Source organism: Pseudomonadota bacterium, from assembly GCA_018823135.1.
GTDB lineage: Bacteria > Desulfobacterota > Desulfobulbia > Desulfobulbales > CALZHT01 > JAHJJF01.
Genome location: JAHJJF010000116.1, coordinates 21,070 through 27,069, shown reverse-complemented (window position 1 = coordinate 27,069; position 6,000 = coordinate 21,070). Strand labels below are relative to the sequence as shown.

Sequence of the window (6,000 nt, the reverse complement as noted above, 5' to 3'; positions counted from 1 at the left end):
GGCATAATTTATGACGTTGGTCAACCTGCCTGCCAGATCATATGCATAGGTGGTGTACACACCATTTCCCAGGTCCTTCCGGCTCAATCTCTGCATGGTATCATAGCTGTAATGAACCAATTCACCTATTCCTTCTTCCACAATGCTTTCAATGTTCCCGTCAAGGTTATAGGTGTAATTCAGTTGATAGCCCGTCTGATCGACAACAGATGTGCGACGCCCGGCACTGTCATAACCGTATTCCAGGAAACGGTTGCCTGGGTAAGAGATGCGTTGCAGCAGATTATTGGAATAATAGGTCATGGTGGTGGTGCCGGTCTGGTCAACTACTGAAACAATATTGCCAACCACATCATAGGCATATTCAACAAAAGTCAAATCGGCATAGTCTTTACGCAGCAGCCTGCCGCTGTTGTCATAGGTGTAATTAATCGGGGTGCCGCGACGATTGATACTCTGGCTGATATTGCCGAGGGCATCTGCAGTGTAGTTCTCAGAGGTGGTGTCGGGGGAGATAATGCTTTCCGGATTCCCCGTTGAATCGTAGTTATACAAGGTTGTATTGCTTTCCGGATCCTTCAAGGAAGTCAGGCGATTATAACTTCCGTAAGTATAGTTTATAGCCTGCTGTAACTGATCCTTCGACTGCACAACATTGCCCTTGGTATCATATTTGAGTGTAACTGCCGAACCGTCCGGCAGGAAGCCTGCGGTCATCTGGTGATTGTTGTTGAACTCAAAACTTGTCGTGTGCATCAATGGATCTTGATATTTAAAAAATTGGCCCTCAGCATCATAAAACTGCTCGCGTACACTTTGGTCTGCCTGGGCGCTTATTATGACCGCGCCGATGTCATAATCGATGAATACCGGCGGATTGGAATTCTGGCTCATTGCGCTCAGTCTGCCGTTTGCGTCGTAGACAATATTCCCCTGTGTGCCATCAGGGGAGAAGACTGTTGCCATAGCATGCGCCGAAGCCCCTTCCTGATGATAGGTGTACTCGGTTGAACGACCCAAAACATCGGTGACCAGGGCCAGGTATTCAGAGTCGTATGCATAGGTGACGGAGAGACCGCCCGTCTGATCAGTTACGGAGGTAATATGATTGGCCCCGCCATAGCCGAATGTTAAAAACTGGCCGGAACTATGCACAAGGCGACTCAGCAAACCGCTGCCGGTATACTCGGCGGTGATCCGGTTGCCATTAAGATCTTCCAGGTAATCAAATTTTCCGTCAACCCTGAATTTTTCTATAAAACCGTTCGGGTGAGTCAGGGTAAAAATACCGGCCGATTTGCTGAGTTTTGTATAATCGCCTGCAGGAGAAAAATACCCGCCTCGAATATCGAGCCCATACCTACTCAGATTATTCATCCGGCTGATAATCACATTCCCGTCCGATTCCTCTATTGCCGATATCTGCCACGAGTGGGTCCAGCCCTGGCCCATCACCCCTGTCTTGTGACGATTATTTATTGAAGAGGAAAAGTACCTGCCAAAAGTCAAGGGCAGTCCCGGCGCTGATACAAACATGTCCGTTTGACCGGCAAGAAATGGAACCGGGTTGTGGCCCATGGCCTGCAGCAATTCGAATTGAAATAATTTATTGGTGTCGCGGACATGCTGGTTGCCATGCCTGTAAAGATAGTCCGCATTTTCTGAGAGCATTTTAATATAATCGCCCCAGGTTGGACCAACATTGTTGGCGAGATTGGCAATTATGATATCCCATGCCTCCTGCTTGATGCTTTCCGGCTTTAATTCAACCTTTGCAGCATCCCAATCGTAGGGTGTGGTCTCATCGGCCGAGACAATCCTGAGCTCAAATTCAACCTGATTGTCAGATTTATCCAAAGGCTGCCCGAGACCTGAAAAATAGACCGGTATACGCCCTGTCTCTCCAGGTTGAAGTATGCCTGGAGAATCATCACCACCATCAGCCAAAAATTGTATTGTACTACCATTCCCGGCCAACATTGAGGCAGACCAATAATTATAAAGCACTTTTGAAGAATCAAGGGTGAGAATAGGTTTGTCAGAACCATCGGGGTCGGAGCTCATAAGAATCAGCATTGGGGACGGCATTGCAACATTCCCGGTGTTTTTATAATCCACATAGATAGTGGCTGTGGCGTGTCTGCCGAACGCCCCGGGTAAGACAAGATAGGTTTCCAGATTCGCCTTCTGGGTTTCAATAACCTCAAAACCATTTATTAAGGATTTGTCTCCGCCTTGACTTACGACCTTTACATCATGGCGGCCAATCGGAACATCAGTAAGATCAAAGTATGTCGTGATTTGGTAAAGGGAATCCACCTCGACTGATTGCGGATAGTATTCGGTTCCGTCATCTGCAACAAGCGAAACACCTGTTGAGGCGTCAAAACCGGCGCCTGTGATGGTTAATCGGGCATTTTGGGTGTTGCCGTAATAATTTGGCATTACCTCGAAAATGCCTAGCGAAATTGAACTGGCAGTAAGACTATACTCCCCTGAAGCGGCAAGACCCTTCGTCAGGATATAGCATGTTTCAGCCTGATCTGTTGAGAAAACAATTTCCTTGTCCGCGCTGCTCGCTCCCTCAGAACGAAAATCATAGCTGTCTATGGTTGGAATTGCGCCGCATTTAATATACAGCTCGTTATCTCCAAGATCATCTGAGTCATCAAGAAATAACTGAAAATAACCACCCATTAAAAGCTCCAGCTTATAGTAATGACTTTCAGCAGGAGCAATAAAGCTGGCAAAAGACGGAATATTAAATTCGAGAGTGGCCACATTTAATATAGGCATGAGATATAACCCGGCTTGAGATGCTTCATAGCCAGAGATATCACCAATTGAATATGGATTAGTCCCAACTGCAACCGCAGCAACTTCATTACCATTGGCAGGATCTATTTTTCTCAGGTAATCATTTCCAATATCCACAATCCATATAAACCCATTCAGATAGGTCAGGCCTGACACAGAGCCTTGTCCTCCAATCCAGTTAGCGGCGGAATACGTTGTATAGGCACCATCGGACGTATCGAATTTTATAAGTGGATCAGGGGAGTTTGAAGCCCATAAAAATCCCATCGGATCAATGACTAACTCTTCTGTTCTTCCGATATATCTATAATATGATCTTTGACCGGTGGGAGTAATTTTTATAATACTTTGCTGACCAGCAATCCTTATCCCAGAAACCCAGCCGTTGCCTGCGCTATCAATCGCTACACCAGGCCCAAGATATCCATATGTCGTTGGGCTATGGTTATAACTTCCTGTCACAGTAAAAGTATTGAGATCCACGATCATAACACCTGTGCCCATACTCCATGAGTAATTATAGGGAATATAGGCGATGTTATTACTGTTTACTCCAATCCCGATATCTATTGATGAAACAGGACGCAAGGTCAGTTCATTCACCGTTGTGAGTGTTCTCGGATCAATCCGATAGAGGTAAGCGGTATTAGTGGGAGTGTAACCTATGGTATTGACCGTTACAATTGCGTATAAATATCCGTCAGCGCCAAGCGAAAGCGCAAGGGGGTGCCTATCCAGAGCTATAGTGGCACATACACTATCAGTGTCTTTCTCGATTATGAATATTGACTTTGAGTGCAGGTTGGCAACAAACACATGGGATTGTGCAACAGCAACCGCGTAGGGATATGACCCCACAGGTATTGTGGCGGCAACCGAGTCGGTGGTTGTATCAACTTTCGAAACCGTATTCGAACCTGAATTTGCGATCCATATATAGTTATCAGCGGCATCAACCTCAGGAGTGATAACTGCCGTAAACAGCATACAGACAAGAAATGCAAAGATCCGCGACAAACTCTTTATTTGAGGGGGACATACAAAACCGGCAAGAGCGCTATTTATTTTTTTCCCAATATTTTTCATGGTTGTTTTCCTGGTCTTTCATTTTAAAGAAATTAATAACCCATCAATTTTATTTAATGAATATCCCTGACGATTCCTCAAATCACGGTTAGTCGTTTTTATATTTCCATTCTTTGCTTTTAATTGATTTCCAGCCACTGGATATTTCATTGGAGCCTGGATATCCAACCTCGCCTAATGAAATCCCCAGCTTCAGGTACGTGGGTCGATCTAAACCTGTTAAGTCAATTGCTTCGAAACTCGCAGTAAGGTCAAATTTACCAACCGAATTTGTGTAATAATCCGCTATGGGTATAGCCGTATCCACTAAATCCGGGCGGCTTATTATGATTGTCATTTCAGGAGTCAAGGCAAATGGCAAGTCAACTTCAATTTCACCGTCTGCATCGTCGGCATCCACCTCCAGCGTTTCAGGTGCCGTAACAACAACATTGTCAGTGTCAACCTGGATTGAGACAGCGCCAATTTGAATTGAAAATGCTCCTGACAATCCATTTCTTTCAATCTCTAAACTTGTACTGTCCTGACCAATATGGTTGGCCTTCAAATGAAGCAGGCCTTTGTAGTCAAAACTTGCCCCTTTCCAATCAATTTTAAATTTCGTAATACTGCCGACACCATCTTTGTATTCCCACTTCGTGTTTTCCGATCCTTTTATTGTGAAGACCACGGTTTCGGCAACCACTTGCCCAAGATCCGCCAGACCAATGAAGACTGCACCTTGAGGAACAACATCGTAAAGCGGCACTTCCAAAGGCAAAACAATCTCGCCCTTATACTTTATCTCACCATCGTCCCACTCAACTTCGGCTTTTGTTATTGAAATAATAGTTTCTGGAATACATTGCGCTGAGCAGCCATCACCATCAATACTATTGCTATCGTCACATTTTTCGATGGTTTCTAAAATCCCGTTTCCGCATGTTTGCGGATCGCAAAGATCCCCCAAACCATCCTGATCAAGATCGTTTTGATCCGAATTCTGCTCAGCGGGGCAGTTGTCTGCGTTACCACAGATTCCGTCCCCATCAATATCGTTATCAGCATCCAAAGGACAAAGGTCACAGGCATCTCCGGCAGAATCACCATCGGCATTCAATTGATCTGCGTTTACAGTCAAGGGACAATTGTCATTAGCATCGCCCACCTGGTCGTTATCGTCATCAGCGTCACACGCATCACCCAAAGAATCTCCATCCGTATCAAGTTGATCCCCATTTGCTGTCACGGGACAATTATCGGCTTGATCAAGCACATCATCATTATCATCATCTTCATCACAGGCATTCCCCAGAGCGTCGCCGTCTGTATTGACCTGATCCGTATTCACGACAACCGGACAGTTGTCCATCTGGTCTTGTCGACCATCATTGTCATCATCGTCGTCACAGGCATTGCCCTCAGAGTCTCCATCTGTATCGAGTTGGTCGCTGTTTGCCGTAAAGGGGCAATTATCATTGGAACCTAAAACGCCGTCATTATCAGGATCATCTTGCACATACGTCTTAGCATCCGGAACCGGAGCCTTCTGTTCTCGATGCCCTACATTGTCAATGGCAATACTGTAAAATTCATGGGTGTGGCTCGGCGTGCCGATGAACTCTGCTGAGGTGTCAGATATTCTCTCCTTCCAGAGGAACCACTTCAACTCTTGACCGTCACGAGTGTAAATATCATAAGCAGCTATACCTGAAGCACTGTCACTCCCACCCCAGCTTACAACGAAGACACCATCAGAAATCTCAGCCAAAGGACTTACAGAACTGGATGGACGTTCCTTGTCAATTGTAACGAGCGCTTCTTTTTCAGGATCTGTTCCCTGACTCGGGTCATGTGGGTCGACTTGGTTCGTATAAATATTTTCACCCATGTCAAAGATAATGAGCGCTATATTGCGAATTTGGCTGTTTTCTTCCAGGTCCTCTTTGTGGTCAATAATGTAGCTGACATATCCCATACCGCGCCTTGTTCCATCCTCTGGAGGCAGGAAACCGATATCCACCGGCGGAGTCCAACCCGTTTCGGGATCAATGGAGTAGAAATGGGCCGAAACCATACCCGTTGCTAATTCAATGCCAGCAACGATTCGCACCTCAA

2 protein-coding genes are annotated in these 6,000 nt (G+C 45.8%); both read right to left on the bottom strand.

Annotated features, from left to right (window positions below):
* On the bottom strand, positions 1 to 3,903 hold a 3,903-nt coding region (locus KKE17_12535; GenBank protein ID MBU1710826.1), incomplete at its 3' end, for a hypothetical protein.
* 88 nt (positions 3,904 to 3,991) lie between these two features.
* Entirely contained in the window at positions 3,992 to 5,959 is a 1,968-nt protein-coding gene (locus KKE17_12530; GenBank protein MBU1710825.1) for a thrombospondin type 3 repeat-containing protein, read from the bottom strand.
* Positions 5,960 to 6,000 lie beyond the last annotated feature (41 nt).